At 64.1% G+C, this 21,359-nt stretch carries 17 protein-coding genes; 7 read left to right on the top strand and 10 right to left on the bottom strand.

The features are described from left to right. Positions 1 to 3 precede the first annotated feature (3 nt). A complete protein-coding gene (locus H3H37_RS07510; protein WP_182161057.1) occupies positions 4 to 987 on the bottom strand; it encodes an ABC transporter substrate-binding protein in 984 nt (327 codons plus the stop codon). 210 nt (positions 988 to 1,197) lie between these two features. On the opposite strand from H3H37_RS07510, the gene H3H37_RS07505 reads away from it, so the two are divergent. Then, a complete protein-coding gene (locus H3H37_RS07505; protein ID WP_182161055.1) occupies positions 1,198 to 1,986 on the top strand; it encodes an alpha/beta fold hydrolase in 789 nt (262 codons plus the stop codon). 12 nt (positions 1,987 to 1,998) lie between these two features. On the opposite strand, the gene H3H37_RS07500 is transcribed toward H3H37_RS07505, so the two are convergent. The 4 genes from H3H37_RS07500 to H3H37_RS07485 form a co-directional block, all read right to left on the bottom strand. Continuing rightward, a complete protein-coding gene (locus H3H37_RS07500) occupies positions 1,999 to 3,447 on the bottom strand; it encodes a hypothetical protein (protein WP_182161053.1) in 1,449 nt (482 codons plus the stop codon). 132 nt (positions 3,448 to 3,579) lie between these two features. Next, the gene (locus H3H37_RS07495) at positions 3,580 to 4,134 is read right to left on the bottom strand and encodes a hypothetical protein (protein ID WP_182161051.1); all 555 of its coding nucleotides are present in this window, start codon (positions 4,132 to 4,134) and stop codon (positions 3,580 to 3,582) included. A 5-nt stretch (positions 4,135 to 4,139) separates the two neighbouring features. Next, the gene (locus tag H3H37_RS07490; RefSeq protein WP_182161049.1) at positions 4,140 to 4,679 is read right to left on the bottom strand and encodes a hypothetical protein; all 540 of its coding nucleotides are present in this window, start codon (positions 4,677 to 4,679) and stop codon (positions 4,140 to 4,142) included. 10 nt (positions 4,680 to 4,689) lie between these two features. Next, positions 4,690 to 5,988, bottom strand: a complete 1,299-nt coding sequence (locus H3H37_RS07485; protein WP_182161047.1) for a hypothetical protein — start codon at positions 5,986 to 5,988, stop codon at positions 4,690 to 4,692. A 381-nt stretch (positions 5,989 to 6,369) separates the two neighbouring features. Between H3H37_RS07485 and H3H37_RS07480 the strand changes: the two genes are divergently transcribed. Together H3H37_RS07480 and H3H37_RS07475 are read left to right on the top strand one after the other, a co-directional pair. Further along, on the top strand, positions 6,370 to 7,713 hold the full coding sequence (locus H3H37_RS07480; RefSeq protein WP_182161045.1) for an esterase/lipase family protein: 1,344 nt from the start codon (positions 6,370 to 6,372) through the stop codon (positions 7,711 to 7,713). Positions 7,714 to 7,715: 2 nt separating this feature from the next. Beyond that, a complete protein-coding gene (locus tag H3H37_RS07475) occupies positions 7,716 to 8,282 on the top strand; it encodes a lipase secretion chaperone (protein WP_182161043.1) in 567 nt (188 codons plus the stop codon). A 9-nt stretch (positions 8,283 to 8,291) separates the two neighbouring features. On the opposite strand, the gene H3H37_RS07470 is transcribed toward H3H37_RS07475, so the two are convergent. Continuing rightward, positions 8,292 to 9,311: a LacI family DNA-binding transcriptional regulator gene (locus tag H3H37_RS07470; protein WP_182161041.1), complete on the bottom strand. Its 1,020-nt coding sequence runs from the start codon at positions 9,309 to 9,311 to the stop codon at positions 8,292 to 8,294. Between the two features lie 387 nt (positions 9,312 to 9,698). Here H3H37_RS07470 and H3H37_RS07465 point away from each other — a divergent pair, with 387 nt between their 5' ends. The 4 genes from H3H37_RS07465 (at position 9,699) to H3H37_RS07450 (ending at position 16,826) form a co-directional block, all read left to right on the top strand. Then, positions 9,699 to 12,116: a TonB-dependent receptor gene (locus tag H3H37_RS07465; RefSeq protein WP_182161039.1), complete on the top strand. Its 2,418-nt coding sequence runs from the start codon at positions 9,699 to 9,701 to the stop codon at positions 12,114 to 12,116. Positions 12,117 to 12,237: 121 nt separating this feature from the next. Then, a complete protein-coding gene (locus H3H37_RS07460) occupies positions 12,238 to 13,566 on the top strand; it encodes a GH1 family beta-glucosidase (protein WP_182161037.1) in 1,329 nt (442 codons plus the stop codon). 148 nt (positions 13,567 to 13,714) lie between these two features. After that, positions 13,715 to 15,061 (top strand): MFS transporter, encoded by a 1,347-nt coding sequence (locus H3H37_RS07455; RefSeq protein ID WP_182161035.1) that lies wholly within the window; start codon positions 13,715 to 13,717, stop codon positions 15,059 to 15,061. Then, positions 15,054 to 16,826, top strand: coding sequence for a glycoside hydrolase family 9 protein (locus H3H37_RS07450; protein ID WP_229218717.1), 1,773 nt, complete (start codon positions 15,054 to 15,056; stop codon positions 16,824 to 16,826). Before H3H37_RS07455 ends, H3H37_RS07450 begins: the two co-directional genes overlap by 8 nt. A 26-nt stretch (positions 16,827 to 16,852) precedes the next feature. On the opposite strand, the gene H3H37_RS07445 is transcribed toward H3H37_RS07450, so the two are convergent. From H3H37_RS07445 to H3H37_RS26095, 4 genes are all read right to left on the bottom strand, one after another. Then, the gene (locus tag H3H37_RS07445) at positions 16,853 to 17,068 is read right to left on the bottom strand and encodes a hypothetical protein (protein WP_182161033.1); all 216 of its coding nucleotides are present in this window, start codon (positions 17,066 to 17,068) and stop codon (positions 16,853 to 16,855) included. A 65-nt stretch (positions 17,069 to 17,133) separates the two neighbouring features. Further along, the gene (locus H3H37_RS07440; protein WP_182161031.1) at positions 17,134 to 17,865 is read right to left on the bottom strand and encodes a substrate-binding periplasmic protein; all 732 of its coding nucleotides are present in this window, start codon (positions 17,863 to 17,865) and stop codon (positions 17,134 to 17,136) included. A gap of 42 nt (positions 17,866 to 17,907) precedes the next feature. Next, complete coding sequence (locus tag H3H37_RS07435) at positions 17,908 to 18,648, bottom strand: substrate-binding periplasmic protein (RefSeq protein WP_220456367.1); 741 nt, start codon at positions 18,646 to 18,648, stop codon at positions 17,908 to 17,910. 142 nt (positions 18,649 to 18,790) lie between these two features. Further along, positions 18,791 to 20,506, bottom strand: a complete 1,716-nt coding sequence (locus H3H37_RS26095) for a methyl-accepting chemotaxis protein (protein ID WP_182161028.1) — start codon at positions 20,504 to 20,506, stop codon at positions 18,791 to 18,793. Between the last annotated feature and the right edge of the window lie 853 nt (positions 20,507 to 21,359).

Genomic DNA, 21,359 nt, shown 5'->3' with positions numbered 1-21,359 from the left:
GCGTCAGTATTTACGGTTCGGGAATTCCCGCGCCGCGATTTCAGCCGGGAACACGCCCTCCTGGGTGGTGATGCGTTTGGGGACCGGCTTGGCCGCCACCACGTCGGCGGCGATCTGCATCAACTGCGGGCCAAGCAGCGGGCTGCATTCCACGGTGACGTTGAGCTTCCCGGCGATCATGGCCTCGAACGCACCCTTGACGCCGTCGATCGAAACGATGGTGATGTCCTTGCCCGGCTTCAGGCCCGCTTCCTCGATCGCCTGGATGGCGCCGATGGCCATGTCGTCGTTATGCGCATACAGCACGTTGATCTTCTTGCCCTCCGCTTTCAGGAACGCTTCCATCACTTCCTTGCCTTTGGCGCGGGTGAAATCGCCGGTCTGCGAGCGGATGATCTTGAACTTCGGATTGGCGGCGATGACCTCCTCGAAGCCCTTCTTGCGGTCGATGGCCGGCGCGGAACCGACCGTGCCTTGCAGCTCGACGATGTTGACGCTGCCGTCCGGCGCCGCGTTCTTCGCATGCTCCAGCAGCCACTTGCCGGCGCGCCGGCCTTCCTCCACGAAGTCGGAACCGATGAAGGTGACGTACAGGGAATCGTCCGTCACGCTCACGGCGCGGTCGGTCAGGATGACGGGAATCTTGGCCGCCTTGGCTTCGCGCAGCACCGTGTCCCAGCCCGATTCCACCACCGGCGAGAACGCGATCACATCGACCTTTTGCGCGATGAAGGAGCGGATCGCCTTGACCTGGTTTTCCTGCTTCTGCTGCGCGTCCGCGAACTTGAGCGTCACGCCGGCCTTCTTGGCCGCGTCCTTGATCGAGACGGTATTGGCGGTGCGCCATTCGCTCTCCGCACCCACTTGCGAAAAACCGATCACCAGCGGCTTGGCGGCGAAGGCGGTCAACGGGGAAGCGGTGCAGACGGCGAGGACGGCTGCGGCCAGGATGGTTCTGCGGGTGATGCTTGTGCGGGCGATTTTCATACCAGTCTCCTTGAGGTTTTTATTACCATTCCGGGCGCCGCCAACGGGATCGTCGGGCACGCCCCCCGGCCTGTATCGGCCGTTACTGTTCAGAGATGGTAGGAGAAAGGTAAATATCGTACTAATGACATTTATTTCAAAATTGATATCGATTTCGGTATGGCGAACGGGCGCGTATAATGCCCGCTTTGTTTTCGCAGCCGCCCCTTTATGATCACCGCCAACCTGCCGCCGGACACGCGGCCCGCCCTCGTCCTGCTCCACAGCTCCATGAGTGCCCGCGCCCAGTGGGCCGACCTGATGGCCAGCCAGGAAGCCAACTTCCGCTGCATCGCAGTCGACCTGCTCGGCTACGGCAAATCGCCGTTCCCGGCCGTGGACGGACCATACACGCTGGGCCACGAAGTGGATGCCATCAACGCCGCCATTGCATCGCGGCTGGCGCCCGGCGAACCGTTCCACCTGGTGGGCCATTCGTATGGCGGCGCCACGGCCCTGCGCCTGGCGCGCCAGATGCCGCAACGGGTGTTGTCGCTGACCGTGTTCGAGCCGGTGGCCTTCCACCTGCTGCCGCCGGCCGATCCCGCGCGGCGCGAGATTGTGGCGGTGGTGGACGCCATCGAGCGCGCCGCCAGTGCACATGATGCGACCCGCGTGTTCATCGACTACTGGAACCGGGAAGGCGTGTTCGATACGCTGCCGGCCGCGCAACAGCAGCGCTTCGCGTCGCAGATCGCCAAGGTCAAGCTGGATTTCGAAGCCTTGCTGGGCGAACCCGCCACGCTGGCCGACATGGCGGCGCTGACGATGCCGGCGCTGGTGCTGTCCGGTGCCGCCAGCCCCGCGTCTACTCGCCGCGTGGCGGCAGAACTGGCCGCCGCCCTGCCCAACGGCGCAGCCGAACAGACCAAGGGCGGCCACATGGCGCCCATCACCCATGCGGCCATCGTCAATGACCTGATCGCCGGCTTCCTGGCCAGCGCCGAAGTGGACGCCTGACCTGCCCAAACCTCACAGATAGCCGCAGCGCGCCAGCATGGCGCCCGCCTGCGGCCAGGCCGCCGCCAGCCGCGTGCCCAGCACGCGCAGCGCGGCAGGCTGGAAGCCATACAGACTGGCCAGCGCCAGCCAGTCCTCCTCCACAATGCCGCACGGTGACGACGCGCCATCGGCCGGCGGCGCCACGCCAGCCACCAGCTCGAACGGCGCCTGCGCCAGCCACTGCGCCACTTCCTCCACCAGATCGACCGTCGCCGTAGCACCGGCTGCACGCGCCGTATTAGCCGCATGTGCCATACGTGCTGCATGTGCCGCATGCGTCCCAACAGCCACGCCGGCCGCCGCGCGCCACGCCCGCACCAGCGGATCGAACACGGCCCAGCGCGCACAGCGCAGCCCGGACGCGGCGCGCAATTCCGGCCCCAGTCCCCGCAGCAGCGGCGACGCGGCGGCCGGCAAGGCGCCACCGGAATTCAGGCTGTCCAGCACGTCCACCAGCAGCGCGCTGCCCACGTAACGGGGACAGGCGGCCGCCAGCGCGCGCGCGGCGCGCGTGGCCGTCTCGCCGCGTCCATCGAAGGCCAGCGTGCCGGCCAGCGCGTACCACGCCAGCAGCGGCCGCACCACGGCCAGCAGCACGGCCCGCCGCGCCAGCACGTCGCCTTCGATCCGGTGCGCGATGGCGGGACTGAACTGTGCATATTCCGCATACACGGCGTCGATCAGCCGGGCCGCCAGCACGGAGCGGGCCGCCACGCGCGCGCGCAACCGGCGCAGTACATGCACTTCGTCGGACTGCGGCGATCCGGTGGCGGCCGATACGACAAAGCACACGGTCGTGGTGCCGGCCGCGCAGCCACCGGGCGGTGGGCCGCTATCGGCGCCGCCGTCGCTGCCGCCGCAATCGCTGCCATCGCCGCAGCCACCTTCGTGATCGTTCACATTGCGCAGGCACAGGCCCAGCTGCGCGCGCAGCACGTTTTCGTCACCGATCACCGTCGATTCCACATCGGGCTGGTGATTCACTTCCAGGAACACGTGCGCCATCTCGTGGTACAGCAGCACGGGATTGGGCACGGTGATGTTGTCGCCATTGTTGTTGCGCGCGACGATGCCCTTGCCGCAGCACTGGCTCACGTCATAGACGATGCGGATCACCAGGTGGCCGGGGCTGTGGTCCGTGTAGGCCTGCGCGTTGCCGGTGATGTCGTTGCCCTTGTACGGGTCGTTGCCGCCGTTGAGCGCCGTGACGATGATGGGCACGCCGAAGTCCGTATTGGCCAGTGCACTCAACCGGTCCGCCGTGGGCAACTGGCCGCTGACGTCGTCGTAGGTGAGCTGCTTCATGGTGGCGTCGCCCACCACATCCAGCAGGCCCACGCCGCCGCTCTGGCCCGACACCACGTCGAAATTATTGAAGGCGGTGGCCGTCTGGCCCGCCAGATCGAGAAAGATGGTCATGCGCGGACTCCCGAAGGCTGGCGGTCGCAATCTCTACGATACCTAAAACCGTCATTCCCGCGCAGGCGGGAATCCATACGTCGCATGATCGGTCGCGCAGCATGGGTTCCCGCATGAGCGGGAACGACGAATCTAGTTGATGCCGGGCGGACGATTGCCGTCGCCGCCCACCTTGGGCAAGTCGGGCATGCGGGCCGGGTCCACTTTCGGGCACGGTTGATAGGTGCAGGCCGGCGGCGTTTGCTCCGGCGGGCAGCAGCGCTCGATCTCGGCCTGCAGCGCGGCCAGTCGCGCGCGCTCCAGCGCCGCCGCCGGCTGCTCCGCTTCCTCCATGGCGCGGATCGCGTCCAGGTCGTCGGCCATGCGCTTTTGCAGTTCGGTTTGCATGGTCATCTGGGTCAGCATGGCGCAAGTATTGCGCGAGATGTTCTCCAGCGTGCAGATCACCGTGTCGGTCTGCTGCGTGAGATGGAACAGCAGCTTGACGGCCTCGATATCGATCAGGGCAATCGTGGTCAGGCCGTGGACGGTCGCATTGAAGCCGGCCTTGACGTCGGCATCGACCGTGTCGACGCTGCTCTTGACCTGGTTGGTGGCGTTGGTCTCGGCGATGCCGTCCGCGTGCAGCGTGGCAAGGTTGGTGTTGACCGCCTGGAGTTGGTGGAATACGTCGTCGATCGATGCCATGATGCTTACTCCTTCGTTCCGGTGGGACTGATGGTGGCCCGCGCAAGCTCGCCCTGCGTGCGCAGGCGCTGGCGGTGTTCCTCGGGCGTGGCGCCGGCCGGCTTGTCGAACGGCGCGTCCGCGAACTGGATGTGCAGCTCGACCTTGTCGATCCGCGTGATGGGCTCCTCCACGAACGCCAGGCCCAGGCCCTTGGCCGGCACCCGGCGCCGTATCACGGCCGGCACGCCCAGCTCCAGCGTGGCGCGGCTGTGCGCGGGCACCTCGACCTGGCCGGGCGTGCGCGGATGGTCGGAAATCATCTTGATGGTGTCGGGCAGCGCCGGCGTGCGCTCGGTCAGGTACAGCGTGAGCACGCCGCTGGCGGTGTCGTACTCGTAGGCGCGGCGGCTGGTCCACACGTGCAGCGGCACGCCGCCGGGATTGTCCACCTCCACCAGCAGCTGGCGCGGCTCGCGGTCGCATGGCGCGGCCGCGCTCAGCGCCTCGGCGCTGCGGCGCCGCAGCTCAGCGCCCAATATGTTCAACGGTTGGATCGTCATCATGCACCTCGGTTCAGATAAAGCCATGCCGCGCCAGCGCGCTGATGGCTTGCGGCCAGGCCCGGGTCAAGCGCGCGCCCAGCACGCGCCGCGACTCGGGATGGAAATCGAACAGGCCGGCCAGCGCGGACAGCTCGCCGTCGAGCATGGCGTCGGCGGGCGCGGCCAGCTTGTCGAGCGGCGCATCGGCCAGCCATTGGGCCACCTCGGCCCGGATGTCGCGCCGGCCGCCGGCCGCGCCCCAGGCCCGCGCCAGCGGATCGAGTATGGCCCAGCCGGCGTGCGGCAGCGTGGCGGCCTTGCGCACATCTTCCGCGAACGATTGCAGCAACGGCGGCATCCTGGGCGGCAGCGGCTGCCCGGCGCGCAGGCCGGCCAGCACACCCGCCACCGACGTGCGCCCCAGGTAGCGCGGACAGACCCGCTCCAGGTCACGCATGGCCTGCGTAGCGCCATACCCTTCGCCATCGAAGGCGAGGATGCCGGCCAGCGTGTACCAGGCCAGCAAAGGCCGCACGGCCACCAGCAGCACGGCCTGGCGCGCCAGCGCGTCCTGCCCCAGGCGGCCCGCGATGGCGGGGCTGAACTGGTAATACTCGTCGTAGATGCGGTCGATCAGCGTGGCGCCCAGCCGCGTGGCGCCGGCCACCATCTCGCGCAGCGCCCGCAAACGCTGCACTTCCTCCGACTCCGCCGAGCCGGTGGTGGCCGAGACGATGAAGCAGCCGTTGACGGTGCCGCCGCAGGTGTCGCCGGCGCCGCAACCGCCGCCGTGGTTGTTCACGTCGCGCAGGCACAGGCCTTCCTGGCTGCGCAGCACATTCTCGTCCGTCTCGGCCGGAATCTCGTCGTTGGTCTGGGTGGTGCCGGTGGCAGCGCGCAACGCGTGCGACAGTTCGTGGTACAGGATCACAGGGCCGGGAAAGCTGATCTGCTTGCCGTTCACGTCGAACGCGAAGAAGCCTGAGCCGAGGCACTGGCTGGAGTCGTACACCACGCGCACGATGGACGTGCCGCTGCTGCTGTCGACGTACGTTTCGCCTGCCACCGTCGTGAGGTCGATGCCGGTGATGGGATCGGTGCCGTCGTTGAGCGCGCTGATCACGATCGGCACGCCGAAGTCCGTGTTGACCAGCTGGTTGATCCGGTCCGCCGTGGCCGGCGCGCCAGCCGTTTCGATGTAGGTGACCTGGAACACGGTGCTGTCGGTGGGGACGTTGACTTCACCGAGGCCGCTGTCGCTGCCGGTGGCGGTGAACAGGTCGCCGAACGCGATGTCAGGTGTCCCGCTGGTATCGATAAAGACGGTCATGGCCAGCCCTCCCGCAACAGTGCCGGTGCCGCCCACCCCGGACGGGGTGCCGTCGCGGCAACCATGAAGACATGCTAGGCCGCTCGCACGCACTGCCTTTGATCTGCCGCAGCATTCTGCGTGGCATGACACACCCTCGCGCACCGCCTGTTACCGCTGGTCGGTTAGCATGCGGCGCGCATGTTCGCATCTGTTCTCGTCTGTTCGAATTTGTTGTAACGTGTCCACAACGCCCGCGCCACACGCCTCGTGTGCGCGCCCCGGCGTGGCTTGCGCGGCCATGCGGTTGGCTTGCCGCGAACGGCCGTGCGCGCTGGAGGTCTGGTGCATTCGTGTTGAAATCAGCTCACCCGAAACACAAACCAAAATACGGAGACCAACATGATGCGAAGGATCGTAGTACAAGCGGCGGGCCATGTAGCGCAACTGACGATAGCGGCGGCCTGCCTGGCCATGCCGCAGGCACAGGCAGCCAACAACTTCCCCGTGGTGATGGTGCACGGCTTCCTCGGCTTCGGCACGGATGAACTGCAAGGCACGGGCTTCCTGTACTGGGGCGGCACCAACGACATCGCCGGTCACCTGAGCAGCGCCAACCACCAGGTCTACGTGGCCGGCGTGGGGCCGGTCAGCTCCAACTGGGACCGCGCGGTGGAGCTGTACTACCAGATCAAGGGCGGCTGCGCCGACTACGGCGCCAAACACACGGCCGCCTACGCCGCATTCGGCGCGATCCAGACGCCGGCCGGCAAATGCTGGGCCGCTGATCCGAACAACAATCCCAACCACTATCCGCTGGCCCTGTATCCGGCGTGGGACGCCAACCACCCTGTCCACCTGATTTCGCACAGCCAGGGCGGCCAGACGGTGCGCACGCTGATCCAGTTGATGGAGAACGGCTCGCCCAACGGTAACGAAGGCAGCGGCGACCTGTACACCGGCGGCAAGGTGGGCTGGGTCAAGAGCGCCACCACCATCTCTACGCCGCACAACGGCACCACGCTGCGCGACGTGATCGTGGACTACGTGCCCAAGGTGTCGGAACTGGCGGGCCAGATCGTGCAGGTGGCGGGACTGGGCGGCAGCACCAATCCGGTCTACAAATTCCGCCTCGAACAGTTTGGCCTGGCGCAGGGGCCGGCCGAGTCGATCAGCGACTTTATCTCGCGCACCCAGGGCGCACCGTTCTGGCAACTGGCCAATCACGATTCGGCCCAGTGGGACCTGGGTCCCGATGGCGCGCGCGAACTCAATAGCTGGGTGCAGACTTCGCCCAACGTCTACTACTACTCGATCGGCAGCGACGCCACGGAACAAGGCAGCTGGTGCTGCAATGGCACCGACCGCATCATCGCCCCGTTCCAGAGCAGCAGCTATCAGTACGCGCGCGATGACATGATCTTCTTCACCAAGAATACGGCCGGCGAATGGGTAGTGCCGTCCATCCTCCAGCGCGGCATGGGTTCGTACACGCAAACGGACCCGAGCCGCGTGCTGATCGACAGCAGCTGGTTCCCCAACGATGGCGTGGTCAACACGGTGAGCATGAAGGCGCCGGCCGGACAGCCGGTGCGCAACTACAACGGCAGCTCGGTGCGCGGCACCTGGAACTACCTGGGTTACTACAGCACCTACGACCACTTCGACGTGATCGGCTGGCTGCAACCGGCATCGGGCGTCTATCCGATCTACGACAACATCGCCGGCATCATCTTCGGGCTGTAACCATGCGCCCCGGCCCAGGCTTACCCCACGCCTGCGCTGGGGCGGCCGTCCTGGCTGTGCTGCTGTACGCGGCATGGCCGGCGGCGGCGCCCGAACGCACGGTCGTTGTGGGTCACGATAACTACTTCGCCTTCGTCAAGGCCACGCCGTCCGCACAAGCCGCGCCACCCGCGCCGGCCGCTGTCGCCGGTGCGCGGCGCGATGCCGCCGTTCCCGCTGCGGTGGACGCGCCGCCCTCCCCCACCGCGCTGGCGCAAATGGAAGCGGAGGTGCGCACGCTGCGTCAACAGGGAGCGGACGAACAGGCCGTGTACCGCTTGCGCGCGCAACGCGTCAACGCGCAACTGGCGGCGCAACTGGCCGAGCGCGAACTGGCGGAGACGGCATGGCAGCAGCGTGTGCAGGCGTATCGCGCCGAGCGTGCCCGCGTGGCCGGGCGCGGCGACGACACGCCCGGACAGCGCGCGGCGACACTGGCGCAACTGCGCGCCGAACGTTTCGACCAGGAGGAACTGGCGCGCCTGGAAGCGAGCGATACGCCCGGCGTGCCGGTGCTGAAACAGGACTGAGACTGGCTGCTAGCCTATGCGCCTGACGGATTCGCGCACGACCAGACTGAGCGCCGGAATATCGACCGTGAATTTTTCATGGTTGATCATCTTCAGCATGATCTGGCCGATACAGATGCCGACATCAAACAATGGCTGGCGTACCGTCGTCAGCGGCGGGGTCGTGCACATGGAGCTGTGCAGATCGTCAAAGCCGATGATCGAAACGTCTTCCGGCACGCGGATGTTACGCCGGTAGAGCGCGAGCCGGGCGCCATAGGCGGTCAGGTCATTGCCGGCAAAAATGGCGCTGAAGCGTTGCCCCGTTTCGAGCAACTGGTTGACCGCCAACAGCCCCCCCGATTCCTGGAAATCACCCGGCACGATCAGTTTCGGATGCACCTTGATGTTGTGGCGCGCCAGCGTATCGCGATAGCCTGCCAGACGGGCCCGCGCATCCTCCTGCTCTGGCGGCCCCTCGATGAAGGCGATGCGCCGGTGCCCCTGCTCGATCAGGTAGTCCATGGCGTCGCAGGCGGCCTGGTAATTGTCCAGGCAAAATCCGAATGCCTGCTTGCCTTCCAGTTTGCGGCCGAACGCCACGATGGGTACCCGACGCGCATATTGCAGAATTTGCGCATCACTCAAATTGCCAGTCAAAATGACCAGTCCGTCGACGCGGCGCGCGATCAACAATTCAACGCGCTCGGCTTCTTCACTGGCATGCCAGTGGCCGGACATGATGAGCGGGACATAGCCCGCATCCTTCATCGCTTCGTCTATCCCGGTCATCGCCTCATTGAAGTAGCCGCTGACCAGGGACTGCGTCAGCACCCCGATGGTGCGCGAGCTACCCATCTTCAGACTCTGGGCCAGGACATTCGGCTTGTAATTGAGCTGCTCGATCACCTTTTCGATGCTCGCGCGCTTTTCGTCCGAGATCTTGGCCGTGCCGTTCAAGTACCGGGAAACCGTGGCCGGCGACACCCCGGCCACGCGCGCAACCTCATAGACGGTCGTCGTTGTCGCATTGTTCGTATCTGTCTTCATGGGTCCTTATGTGCACGAAAGCTGGCGCGGCAAGACCACGCCCTTCGACAGCATAACATGAAACCGGTTTCTGAAATCAGTCCGTCAAAGCCTCCGGCGCGAGGCCGACACATGGCGGACAGCATGCATCGCCCTGGGAAATGCGGCGCCGCGGGCGCGCCCGCCCGCCCCTGCGCGCCTGCGGCCACGCGGCGTGATGCGTTGGCTTTGACGGTCAAATTTATCCGGACCACGATTTTTCCGTTTGACATCCGCGTTTTTTCAAATGTATTATGAAATCGATTTCACGAAATATGAAACCGATTTCAGCTCAACGAGATCCATTCACGGTGAAACCAACGGCAAGACCAAAAACCAATAAGTCCAATAATTCCATCTGGAGACAAGATGACCCATTCCGCACCGCCGCGCCGCCCCCTGGCGGCATCCCCGATTCAATTTGCCATCCTGACGCTGCTGGCCGGCATGACGACGGCACAGGCACAGGTCCAGGAGCCGGCGCCAGCCGCCGCCCCTGCCCCCGCGCCGGCTGCGAAAGACGCCAACGCCATTCAGGAAATCATCGTCACGGCCACCAAACGCGCCACGCCATTGCAGCGCACCCCGGTGGCCATCACCGCCCTGAACGCCAACGCCCTGGCGGACAACCATGTCCAGACCATCCAGGATGTGGTGAATCTCGTCCCCGGCTTCCAGGCTACCTCCGAAGGCGATCATGGCGTCATCACCATGACCCTGCGCGGTATCGGCAACGACAGTGCCAAAACCGAATACGCGGACCCGGAAGTGGCCTCCTTCGTCGATGGCATCTACTCGCCGCGCCCGGAAGGCGCGACCTCGCTGCTGTTCGACCTCGACGCCATTGAAGTGCTGCGCGGCCCGCAAGGCACGCTGTGGGGCCGCAACTCGTCGGTCGGCGCGGTCAATATGCAAACGGCGAAGCCGGTCCTGGGCGACAGCAGCGGCAACGTCGAAATGGGCGCCGGCAGCTACAGCCGCCTGGGCGCGCGCGGCGCGGTGAACGTGCCGCTCAGCGACACGGCGGCGATGCGCATCGCCTTCGTCCACGAGCAGCACGACGGGTATGTCGATTTCCAGAAGCTGCCCGTCCCCTCCGTGGCCAGCCAGCAGGCCGCCTATCTGGCCAGCGGCGGCACGCTGGCCAGTTTCCAGCCGATCAACCCGAACCTGTTCGTCACGGACGGCCCCAAGTACGGCGCGCAAAACCAGAGCGCTTTGCGCCTGAGTTTGCTGTGGCAGCCGACGGCGCAACTGAAATGGAATCTGGCCTACGAGAACTTCGCCGACCGCGGCACGCTCAGCATGAACCTGCTGCAAAACCAGCGCCCCGGCCAGGACAAGTGGTCGGCCCTGATCGACACCGCCCCATCGCTCACGCGCGACACCAACTCCTTCCGCAGCCGCCTCGAATACAGCCTCAACGACGCGGCCATGCTGACCTACATCGCCGGCTATTCGCGCTTTAGCGGCGCGTCCACGTTCGACGCCGACGGCGGCGCCAACGTCCCGACCAGCTTCGCCACCGGCGCCACCTACCAGGCCAACAACACGGTGTCGTCCCACTACGTCAACTACAGCCATGAACTGGAGCTGCAATCGGTGGGCAAGCGGGCAGTGGACTGGCAGCTCGGCCTGTACTACGGCGCCGAAAAGAACAGCATGCGCTTCGACATTCCCATCTTTAACGGCACCCAGCAAGGCACGGTGGTCTGGCAAGGTTCCTTCATCCAGCCCAAGGAAACCGTGGCCTCGACCGCCCTGTTCGGCCAGTCGACCTGGAACGTCAGCGACAGCCTGCACCTGACCGGCGGCCTGCGCTACACGTCCGACAAGCGCACCAACGTCGGCGGCAACGGCTACACCTGGAATTACGACGCGTCGGTGCCGCAGGTGCCGCTCAGCCCGAATATCGACCCGACCAAACCGGGCCAGGGCTACAACCCGAGCGTGCCATCGAACGACGGCGAGTTCACCGGCCACAAGACGACCGGCCTGGCCCGCATCGGCTACGACATCGACCGCAATAACATGGTCTACGCGAGCCTCTCGACCGGCTACAAATCGGGCGGGCTGCAGGACGGCGGCCGCCCCTATGGCGCGGAAACCCTGACCAACTATGAAATCGGTTCCAAGAGCACGCTGATGGGCGGGGCGCTGAAGATCAACAACGCGCTGTACTACTCGAAATTCAAGGACTTCCAGTTCAGCTCGCCGGTGACCAACCCCGACGGCTCCCATTCGCTGGCCACCAGCAATGCCGAAGGCGCGACGGTATATGGTTTCGAGTCGGAAATTGCCGCCAAACTCAGCAAAGACGACAAGCTGCAGGCGTCGCTGGCCTGGACCCACGCGGTGCTCGGTACGCTGCGCGGCGCCGGCTCGAACGACTATTCCTTGCCGGCGTGCGCGATCCCGGGCATCAGCACCTGCCTCGACGTGACGGGCAACACGATGCCGCATTCGCCCAAATTTTCGCTGCAACTGATGTACCAGCACACGGTCCATCTGAACGACGAGGCCACGTTAACGCCGCGCATCAGCACCCACTACGAAACCTCGTCCTGGCTCAGCGTCTTCAATCTGGGCGACGGCGATAAGCAAGCAGCGTACACCCGCACCGATCTGGGGCTGCGCTACAGCAAAAAGAACTGGTGGATCGACGCCTTTGTGCGCAATGCGGGCAACGGCAACGTCAAGACCAGCGCCTCCAACGGCGGCAACGTCTGGCTCGCGCAATACCTGCCGCCACGCACGTTTGGCATCAACACCGGCTTCGACTTCTAAGCCACAGGGCACCGCTCCGCCTGTGGCGGCAGCGGTGCAGCCGAAGGACGCTGCGCGCGGCCAGCACGCGTGCAGCGGATCTGCGCGCCCTCATTTACATCACCTTACACCGATACACACCATGAGAGAACCACATCCATTCAGCACCGATTTCACCTGGGGCGTCGCCACCAGCGCCTTCCAGATCGAAGGGGCGTGGGCGGAAGACGGCAAAGGGCCGTCGATCTGGGACGCCTTCTGCCACCAGGGCGGCAAGATCATCGATGGCAGCACCGGCGACGTGGCGTGCGATCACTATCACCGCTATCGCGAGGACGTTGACCTGATCTCCTCGCTCAACGTCGACGCCTACCGTTTTTCCATGGCGTGGTCACGCGTGCAGCCCGAGGGCAGAGGCGCCTGGAATGAAGCCGGCTTTGACTTCTATGACCGCCTGCTCGACGCCTTGCAGGAAAAAGGGCTGGGCGCGCACCTGACGCTCTACCATTGGGATTTGCCCCAGGCATTGCAGGACCACGGCGGCTGGCTCAATCGCGATACCGCCTATCGTTTCGCTGATTACGCGGCGGAAGTGGCGCGCCGCTTCGGCGACCGGATCGATGCCATCGCCACCCATAACGAACCGTGGTGCAGCGCCAACCTGGGCTATGGCAATGCCCAATTCGCGCCCGGCATCGCCGATAAGAAATCGGCGATCCAGGTATCCCATCACCTGCTGCTGTCCCACGGGCTGGCCATGCAGGCGATGCGCGCAACGGGCACCACGGCCAAACTGGGCATCGTTCTGAACCAGTGGACCGCCGACCCCGCCACCACGTCGGAAGCCGACCGCGCCATGGCCGAGCTCGAATATGCACGCTCGGTCCAGTGGTTCATGGACCCGATCTTCAAAGGGCGCTATCCGGAACTGGCCTTGCGCGCGCATGGCGAGCATGGACCGGAAGTGCTGGCGGGCGACTTCGGGATCATCGGCCAGCCGCTCGATTTCCTCGGCGTGAATTATTACTTCCGCGCCTACTGCAGCGCCGAAACGCCGCCGCGCACGCCGCAGGGTGGACAAGGCTACACCGACATGGGCTGGGAAATCTACCCGCAGGGATTGACCGAGCTGCTGCTGGCGCTCAAGCGCGAGTATGCCTTGCCCCCTATCTACATCACCGAAAATGGCATGGCCAACGCGGACAGCCTGATCGATGGCCGGGTGCCGGACAGTGCCCGCATCGCCTATATCAGCCAGCACCTCGCCGCGCTGGCCGCAGCGATGGAGCAAGGGGTCGATGTGCGCGGCTATTTCCTGTGGAGCCTGCTGGACAATTTTGAGTGGAATTCCGGGTATGCCAAGCGTTTCGGCATCGTCCATGTCGACTACGCGACGCAACAGCGCACGCTCAAGGACAGCGCCATCTGGTACCGCGACTTCATCGCCGGCCAGCGGCAAGTTCCGGCCTGAACCTGGCTCACGACACAACACCGCAATCGGGAGAACGCTATGCAGCAGGATTTCTGCGCCGGAGGGCCACCCTTGCTGGCCAACATGGCCGAGATGGCCGACACCAATGTAGGATCACACCTTATGACCAACGAAACGGAGCACCACCATGCGCGCAGCTAACCGGGCAGTTTCTCCGCTGCTATGGGTACCCAGCGGCTACTTCACCATGGCGCTGTGCTATGTGATGCTCACCAGCGTGACGGCGATCATGTTCAAGAACCTGGGCATGGGCAATGGCCAGGCCGCGCAATATTCGAGCATGCTCATTCTTGCCTACACCATCAAGCCACTGTTCGCGCCGTTCGTGGAAATGTACCGCACCAAGAAATTCTTTGTGCTGTGCGCGCAAGCTATCATCGGCCTTGGCTTTGCCGGCATCGCCCTGGCCATGGCGCTGCCCGGTTACATGGTCGTGCTGCTGCCCATGTTCGGCTTGCTGTCCCTGGTCGGGGCCACCCAGGATATCGCCTGCGATGGCGTCTATGTCACCTCGCTCGACCAGCGCAGCCAATCCCTGTATTGCGGCATCCAGAGCCTGAGCTGGAATATCGGGCCGATCGTCGCTTCCGGCGGCCTGGTCTACCTGAGCGGCAAACTCCATACGGAATGGTTCCATCATGACCCCGGCACGCCGGGCCCCGCATGGATGGACGCCTGGCGCATCGTTTTCTTCATCGTCGCCGCCATCACGATCCTGATGGCAGTGTGGCATGCCCGCTTCATGCCCGACGGCGCCCGCGCCGCCAACACGCCGGCCAGTATCGGGGACGCGGCAGGCATCCTGGGCGACGCGCTGACCACCTTCTTCCAGAAACGCGGTGTGTGGCGCATGATCGCGTTCGCGTTTCTGTTCCGGCTCAGCATAGGCTTTCTGGAAAAGATAGGGCCATTTTTCATGGTCGACCCGCCCGCCAGCGGCGGACTCGGGCTGTCGAACGAATTGCTCGGCATAATCTACGGCACCTACGGCCTGGCCGCCGTCCTGCTCGGCTCCTTGCTCGGCGGATTGTTCGTTGCCCGGCGCGGCCTGCGGGCGACGCTGTTCCTGCTCTGCTGCGCGGTGAATATTCCGAACGTCACTTTCCTGATCATGAGCATCTATCAGCCCAGCAGTCTGCTGGCGATCAGCATCGGCGTGGTGGTGGAAAAATTCTTCTTCGGCTTCGGCGCGGTGGGCTTCATGATCTACCTGATGCAGCAACTGGCTCCCGGCAAATACGCCACCACCCACTACGCGTTCGGCACCGGCCTGATGGGCCTGTGCGGCCTGGTCACCGGCGTGATCAGCGGCCACCTGCAGCAGCGGCTCGGCTACGTCAGCTACTTCGTCTTCGTGATGGTCGCCACCATCCCGTCGTTCCTGGCATGTTGGTTCGCGCCCTTTTACCAGGAGGAAGGCCCGGCGCAGCAGCAGCCGGCACCGACGCCCCTGGCGGGGGCTGCGCATGAATGACGCGCCATGGCGGAAAACCGGCTGGCGCCCGGCCGCCGGCGCGCTCCTGTTGTCGGCGATGACCGCCACTGCCGGGGCGTGCGCCGCGCCCACCGCCACCGCCGCAGCCAGCATCAAGCTCAATCAACTGGGCTTCCTGCCGGCTTCGGCCAAACTGGCCGTGGTCCCCGCGAGCCCGGCGACCGTTTTCTCGGTCACGAACACCGCGACCGGCGCGGTGGCCTGGCACGGCATGCTGGGAACGCCCGCACGCTGGGCACCGTCCGGCGAAATTGTCAGCCTGGCGGATTTTTCAGGCCTGACCGCGCCGGGCGACTACCAGATCAAGGTCGACGGGCTGACCGGTTCCACGCGCTTTACCATCGGCACGGATGTCTACCGCGCGCTCAGCGAGGCCGCGCTCAAGGCCTTTTACTTCAACCGTGCCAGCACCGCCCTGCCGGCGCAGTACGCCGGCGCCTACGCGCGCGCGGCCGGCCATCCGGATACGCAGGTACTGGTGCACCGCTCCGCAGCCTCCGCCGCGCGGCCCGAGGGCACGGTCATCGCCAGCCCCAAAGGTTGGTATGACGCCGGCGACTACAACAAATACATGGTCAACTCCGGCATCGCGACCTATACGCTGCTGGCCGCGTATGAGCATTTCCCGGCGTACTTCCAGGCGCAGCACGTCAATCTCCCCGAATCGGGCAACGGCATTCCGGACATATTGAACGAAGCCCTCTGGAATCTGGAGTGGATGCTGTCGATGCAAGATCCGGACGACGGTGGCGTGTATCACAAGCTGACGAACAAAACCTTCGATCCCATGGTGATGCCGGAACAGGCCACCAGCCCACGCTACGTGGTCCAGAAAACGACGGCGGCAACGCTCGACTTTGCCGCCGTGATGGCCAGCGCCAGCCGCGTGCTGCGCCCCTACCAGGACAAGCTGCCTGGCTTGCCGGCGAAAATGCTGGCGGCCGCCAAGGCGGCCTGGGCCTGGGCGCAGGCCCATCCGGACCAGGTTTACCGCCAGCCGGCCGATATCGTCACCGGCGAATACGGCGATGCCAAACTTGATGACGAGTTCATGTGGGCGGCGGCGGAACTCTATATCAGCACCGCCGACGACAGCTACTACCGCGCCATGCCGCCGGCCGCAGGCCCGGCCACGGTGCCGGCATGGGACGATGTGGGCAGCCTCGCCTGGATCTCGCTGGCGCATCACCGCGACGCGCTGAGCCCCATCGCCGACCGGGCCCTGATCACCAATCGCATCATGACGCTGGCCGATGCATTGCTGGCGGCCAGCAAGCACTCGGCCTACGCGGTCGCGATGCAGCCAGCCGATTTTGTCTGGGGCAGCAACGCGGTGGCGCTCAATCAAGCCATCATGCTGCTGCAGGCCTATCGCCTCGGTGGCCAGCGCGCCTACCTGAACGCGGCGCAGTCGGCGTTCGACTATGTGCTCGGTCGCAATGCGACTGGCTATGCCTTCGTCACCGGTTTCGGCAGTCGATCGCCGCTGCACCCGCACCACCGGCCCTCGCAAGCGGACCACGTGGCCGCGCCGGTGCCGGGCTTCCTGGTCGGCGGCCCGCAACCAGGGCAACAGGACCAGCGGGAATGCGCCCAGGCCTACCCCTCGCATCTGGCAGCGCAATCCTATCTGGATCAGGTCTGTAGTTATGCGAGCAATGAAATTGCGATCAACTGGAACGCGCCGCTGGTCTACGTCGCGGCGGCGCTCGCATCTTTGCCGCCGGCACCGGTCGCACCGTAAGCCACACCTGGCCGGTGCGGCCTGTCTCAGCGCGCCACCTCGTCATCGTCCGTGCGCGCATAACGCATCCACCACGGCAGCCGCCGCTTGCGGCGCTTCACCGTGGTGGACTGCTCCTGCCCCGCCCTGAGCGCCGGTGGCGGCGCGACCGGCAGTGGGAAGCCGACGAACACCATCACCAGCAAGACGGGCAGCAACAGGTAGAACAGCGGGCGCTTCCAGTTCGGTTTGTATTTGCTCATGTTCCACACTTGAATCGCCGCTCACGGCACGCGAGGTAACCAGTTGGCCAAGCCTGCGACAGGCCTTACTCGAATGTAATCGCCCTGTTCAGACGCTCGATGATGTCTTCCGGCACCTGCTTGCTGCACATGATGTAGCGTTTCTCACCGGCCGGCATATCGCTGAATTTGAGCAGATAAAAATCCCCGCCGCCTGCGCCCGCATTCGCCAACAGATAGTCCGCCTCCTCCTCGGCCATGAACATCAAGTCGGCGCGGCCCTTCCGTATCATCTCGAGCATGAGCGCATTCTCCGCTGTCGTATGCGTGAGGTGCGGCGAATACCTGGCGATGCTGTTGTCGATGAAGGGGCCGTAGGAGTAATTCTCCTTGAGCAGCACGCGTATGCCGCTCGTGGCAAGCACGCGCTCCAGCGTATCGTATTGGTTGACCTGGAATCCTTTGTTGGCCAGCGCAACGGCCGGTTTGTCGCGATAGATCGCTTTGGTGAATTGCGCAAACTGTTCGCGCTCGGGATTCTTGAACCAGCCCACCGCGCAGTCCATCGCCTTGTTCTGTTTGATGGCCGCGAGTTGGCGATTGGCCGGCGTCCTGGCCCACATGAAGGGAATGCCCGCCGTTGCGAATGCGCGCCCGGCCGGTGTGCCGGTCAAGCCCGACACCGAACCATCATGCGCCGCGATCAGGTAGGGTGGGCGCTCGTTGTAGAACAACGTGATGTTTGCCGTCGCGGCGGCGGGGCCGGCGATGGCCAGTCCCAACCAAAGCGCCCGTCGTGCGTGCGCAATGCCTTGCATAACGTCCCCTTGTGGCTGCAACCGTGCGGACAGGTGGCCGCGCTACTTGATCCTTTTCTCCGCGATGGCCTTGTTCAATTTGGCGATCACGTCATCGGGTACCTGTTTGCTGCACATGATGTAGCGGTAGTCGCCCTTGGGCATGTCGCTCATGTGCAACAGCTTGAACTTCTGGGCGCCCAGGCCGGACTGCTCCACCAGGTATTGGGCTTCCTCTTCCGAGACGAACATGAAGTCGACCGAGTTGGCGCCGACCAGTTGCAGCATCTGAGTGGAGGTGCCGTTCGATATGGTGGTGGCCGGCTTGTATTTTTCGAGCGCGCTGTCGATAAAAGGACCGTAGGAAAAATGTTCTTTGATGAGCACGCGCACACCTTTGCTGGCCAGGATATCACCGAGCTTTTCTCCGTCCTTGCCGTTGAAGTTGAGATTGGCCAGCAGGATGGTGGGCTTGTCACGATAGAGCGGTTTGGTGAATTTGGCAAACTGCTCGCGCTCGGCCGTCTTGTACCAGCCAATGGCGCAGTTGGGGCCGCCCGCCTTGATGACGTCCAGCTGATGGTTAGGCGGCACCTTGCTCCAGGCGATATCGATTCCCGCCTTCTTGAACGCTTCCGCTGCCGGCGTGCCGGTCAGGCCGGTCGCGGCCCCGCTGGCATCGGCGATCAGGTAAGGCGGGCGTTCGTTGAAGCTGAGCGTGATCTTGTCGTCGGCCAGCGCGGCGGCCGACGCCACCATCGCCGCACCTGCCATGACTTGCAATCGAATATTTGCGTGCTTCATAGCCACCTCCCGCTTGATCAAATGGGGTTTATGAAGATTACACCACGAACGCTCGATTCGGTGTCAGGTCTGACTATCGGACATTTTTGAACCTTTGCATGCCGCTAGTGTCGAGCGACTTTTCGCGCCCACCATTGGCGCCTTAGAATTCCTCCCAATCCGCATCCGCGTTCGCAACAGCCTTGCGGCGCACGCCTTGATCTGCGGCGATTCTGACGACTTCGGCCTTGTTGCGGACCGGCTTCGCGCTGGCCAGTTGCGCTGCCTGGGGCGCCTGCCTGATTGCCGTCGGCGCGACAATCGTTCGCTGTACCCGGTCGAGCTTGAATATGCTCACCACGGCGGCCAGCTGATTTGCCTGCTCCTGCAGGGACGCCGAGGCGCTGGCCGCCTCCTCCACCAGCGCCGCATTCTGCTGGGTGACGTTATCCATCTCCGTGACGGCCTGGTTGATTTGCCCGATGCCCGATTCCTGCTCCTGGCTGGCAGATGCGATCTCGGCCATGATGTCCGTCACCCGCTTGACGCTGGCGACCACATCCTCCATGGTCGCCCCGGCCTGGTTGACCAGTTGGTTGCCCGTGCTGACTTTTTGCACGGAATCGTCGATCAGCGATTTGATCTCCTTCGCGGCAGCGGCCGAACGCTGCGCCAGGTTGCGCACCTCGGAGGCGACCACCGCGAAGCCCCGGCCTTGTTCGCCGGCACGCGCCGCCTCGACCGCCGCGTTCAGGGCCAGGATGTTGGTCTGGAACGCGATACCGTCGATGACGCTGATGATCTCCACGATCTTGCGCGCCGAGGCGTCGATCGATCCCATCGTCTCGACCACCTGCGACACGACCTGCCCGCCCTTGACGGCGATTTCGGAGGCCGACCCGGCCAGCGCATTGGCCTGGCGGGCGTTGTCCGCATTCTGCCGGACGGTCGAGGTCATTTGCTCCATCGACGATGCCGTCTCCTCCAGCGCGCTGGCCTGTTGCTCGGTGCGGGTGGACAAATCAAGATTGCCCGATGCGATCTGGCTGGTCCCGGTGGCAATGGCGTCGGTGCCTTCGCGCACTTGCCCGACGATACTGACCAGCTTGTCGTTCATCGCTTTCAAGGCGAGCAGTAACTGCCCCGTCTCATCGGTAGACATGACCTTGATCTCGCCGGTCAGATCGCCCTCGCCCACCGTCCTGGCGACGCGGACGGCTGCGTTGAGCGGCCGCGTGATCGAGCGCGTCACCATCCAGGCCAATGCGATGGCGGCGGCCGTTGCGATCACCGCGATCAGCGACAAAGTCAGGCGCGCGCGGTCGTAATTGCGCTCCGCCTGCTGCCTCGCCTCCGTGCTCAGGTTGGCCTGGAAGGTGGCCATGTCCTTGAGCGCGGCTTGCCATTTGTCCACCGCCGGCGACAGCTCGTTGGCGAGCACGCTGGGCACTTCATCGTTCTTGTTCTCCAGGCCCAGCTTGACCACTTTCGCGATGAGCGGCAGTGCCGCGTCGCGCGCGCTGTCGATGCGCGCCAGAATGTCCTTGCCCGCAGAGAGCGTCACGAGCTCGTGCAATTTCTTCGACGCCACCGCATAGTCGTCGTCGGCCGCCTGCATCTTCTTTTGTTCCTCCGCCATCTGCGTCGGGTCCTGGTAGATCAGAATATTGCGCAGGCGCCCGCCGCTACGCCGCTGCGCCAGCGACATGTCATTCGCCGCCGCCACTTTGACGTTATTGCTGTCCACGATGTTGACCAGGCTCTGGTTGGTCGCCGACAAATTGGACAGGCCGATGATGACGTTCAGGATCAACAATCCCACCAGTATCGTGAAGCAGACTGTCAGGCGGGTTCCGATTTTCAAATTTATCAGTTTCATTTTGACTCCAGATTGGTAGGCAATGGTGGGCGGCGGTCGCCTCAATGCCATCGGTGTCTTCGAAATGGTTGAACTTGCGCTATGCGTCCTGGATCAGCACGGGACGGTCATGGCGAGACACCTGTCGGCTAACGTTTCCGGGCGGCTGGCAAGTGGCGTTGTTGATTTTTCATTCAACAATTTGCAACTTTATTTCCGCAAAGGAATAATTTAGGTTAGCACGAATTGGGAGGAAATTCCCAACAGGAAATTACAATTGGAGAGATTTTGGACTGAAAGTGCACACGGATAGCGTCGAGACATGTTGTGGCCGACACACGCTTCGACACACCAAGGTCCGTGTAGGCAATCCGCCATATTGAACGTAAGATGCCACCCAGCGAAATTTCATGCTCCGCGCGACGCGGCAGAATACTTGGCGAAGTACGGCACGAACACCACTACCAAGTCCTTTGTGGAAGACCAAAGCGCGCTGACCAGTCAATTCTATGATCGCTTTCAAGCGCTGCGTCTCAATTAACCAGCAGGATAAGGGAACGGTGTCGCGATGAGCGCCCTTCAAAGAACCGCTGCCATTCAAATGACCAGGTCCAGATTCGAGCTCTGACAAGATACCATCGATCTTTAGCTGAAAGATTCACTCTAGAATGACTACGATTGGGTCATCATCGGAAGATGTAGCATGCACAGCCTAAAATATGCAATCGCTTGCATGACAGCCATCGCAATGTTCGTTTGCTCGCAGAATTGACCCACTCCGATTGACCCACCTTCCACTGCCTGGCAAACGCTGCCACACGGTCGTATGACCCCTCATAGCCCAGCTCCTTAAGTTCCAAGTGGAGCTGCTTCA

It is taken from the genome of Rugamonas brunnea, from assembly GCF_014042345.1.
GTDB classification, from domain to species: Bacteria; Pseudomonadota; Gammaproteobacteria; order Burkholderiales; family Burkholderiaceae_D; genus Rugamonas; species Rugamonas brunnea.
The sequence above is the reverse complement of the archived record's forward strand: the minus strand, read 5'-3'. Positions and strand labels throughout refer to the sequence as shown.